This is a genomic window from Citrobacter sp. Cu231 (genome assembly GCF_030332265.1).
Lineage (GTDB): Bacteria > Pseudomonadota > Gammaproteobacteria > Enterobacterales > Enterobacteriaceae > Citrobacter > Citrobacter meridianamericanus.
In genome coordinates this window covers 1-1,923 of the sequence record NZ_JAOWIE010000051.1, presented here as the reverse complement: position 1 = coordinate 1,923, position 1,923 = coordinate 1, and the positions used below count along the sequence as shown (strand labels likewise).

Sequence of the window (1,923 nt, the reverse complement as noted above, 5' to 3'; positions counted from 1 at the left end):
GTAAGCGCATCATTTAAACCGTCTTTCGCCTCCCTTTCCTGTTTCCGATACTAATGTCCATTTTCGCAGTAAAAGGACATTTAAGATGAATGCACGAAAAGCGGTACTGGCAGATAATCCAGAATTGATCCTGCGTGTGCTACAGCTGAGATTTGACGAGTCACTGTCGTACCCGCGCATTTCTGCGCAGACTGGTGTCAGCAAAACCGCCATTTTTTCTCTGGTGAGGCGATTTCACCAGGTATTCACTGACTGGCCTCTTTCCGGTGAATATTCCTGCGGGCAACTGGCCCGGGCTCTTTTCCCGGGGCGATACCCTTCAGCCCCGACCGTGACTCAGCCTGTGAAAGCAGAGAAACCCCGCCGGAACCGATTTTCACCGGAGTTTAAATGGAGACTGGTTCAGCAAACTCTTTTACCCGGTGCCTGTGTCGCACAAATAGCTCGAGAGAATGGAATTAACGATAACCTGCTCTTTAACTGGCGGCATCTCTGGCGTAACGGTGGCCTGCAACCGCCCGGCGAACATGAAACATCGCTACTTCCCGTGACGTTAACTCCGGAGCCGGATAATAAAATCCCGGCACCAGTGCAGATACCTGAACAGATAAATACACTGCCAGACAGTCTGTGCTGCGAGCTGGTTCTGCCGGCCGGAACTCTCAGGCTGAAAGGTGAACTGACACCGGCGTTATTACAGACACTTATCCGCGAAATGAAAGGGAGCAGCCACTGATGATATCTCTCCCTGCCGGTTCGCGTATCTGGCTGGTTGCCGGTATCACCGATATGCGAAATGGCTTTAACGGCCTGGCCTCAAAAGTTCAGAACGTCCTGAAGGATGACCCGTTCTCCGGGCATCTGTTCATCTTCCGCGGACGCCGGAGTGACCAGATAAAAGTGCTGTGGGCTGACAGTGACGGACTGTGCCTCTTCACCAAACGCCTGGAGCGGGGCCGCTTCGTCTGGCCGGTCACCCGCGATGGAAAGGTTCACCTTACTCCGGCTCAGTTGTCCATGCTTCTCGAAGGCATCGACTGGAAGCACCCGAAACGAACGGAACGCGCTGGAATCCGCATATAACCCGTTGTAAAGTGAGGATATGGACACCTCACTTGCTCATGAGAACGCCCGCCTGCGGGCACTGTTGCAGACGCAACAGGACACCATCCGCCAGATGGCTGAATACAACCGCCTGCTCTCACAGCGGGTGGCGGCTTATGCTTCCGAAATCAACCGGCTGAAGGCGCTGGTTGCGAAACTGCAACGTATGCAGTTCGGTAAAAGCTCAGAAAAACTTCGTGCAAAAACCGAACGGCAGATACAGGAAGCACAGGAGCGAATCAGCGCACTTCAGGAAGAAATGGCGGAAACGCTGGGTGAGCAATATGACCCGGTACTGCCATCCGCCCTGCGCCAGTCTTCAGCCCGTAAACCGTTACCGGCCTCACTTCCCCGTGAAACCCGGGTCATCCGGCCGGAAGAGGAATGCTGCCCGGCCTGTGGTGGTGACCTCAGTCCTCTGGGGTGTGATGTGTCAGAGCAACTGGAGCTTATCAGCAGCGCCTTTAAGGTTATCGAAACACAACGTCCGAAACTGGCCTGTTGTCGGTGCGACCATATCGTGCAGGCAACAGTACCTTCAAAACCCATTGCACGCAGTTATGCCGGAGCGGGGCTTCTGGCCCATGTTGTTACCGGGAAATATGCAGACCATCTGCCGTTATACCGCCAGTCAGAAATATACCGTCGCCAGGGCGTGGAGCTGAGCCGCGCCACGCTGGGGCGCTGGACAGGTGCCGTTGCTGAACTGCTGGAGCCGCTGTATGACGTCCTGCGCCAGTATGTGCTGATGCCCGGTAAAGTCCATGCTGATGATATCCCCGTCCCGGTCCAGGAGCCGGGCAGCGGTAAAACCCGGAC

General features: G+C 55.3%; 2 protein-coding genes and 1 pseudogene. All 3 read left to right on the top strand.

Going from position 1 to position 1,923, the window contains the following annotated elements; genetic code table 11:
* Window positions 1-85 precede the first annotated feature (85 nt).
* A complete protein-coding gene (tnpA, locus tag OGY15_RS22700) occupies window positions 86-736 on the top strand; it encodes an IS66-like element accessory protein TnpA (RefSeq protein WP_000993956.1) in 651 nt (216 codons plus the stop codon).
* Window positions 736-1,083, top strand: a complete 348-nt coding sequence (gene tnpB, locus OGY15_RS22695) for an IS66 family insertion sequence element accessory protein TnpB (RefSeq protein WP_099548426.1) — start codon at window positions 736-738, stop codon at window positions 1,081-1,083. The genes tnpA and tnpB overlap by 1 nt, the downstream gene beginning before the upstream one ends.
* A 19-nt stretch (window positions 1,084-1,102) precedes the next feature.
* Window positions 1,103-1,923 (top strand): annotated as a pseudogene (locus OGY15_RS22690) (IS66-like element IS679 family transposase); the annotation flags it as partial.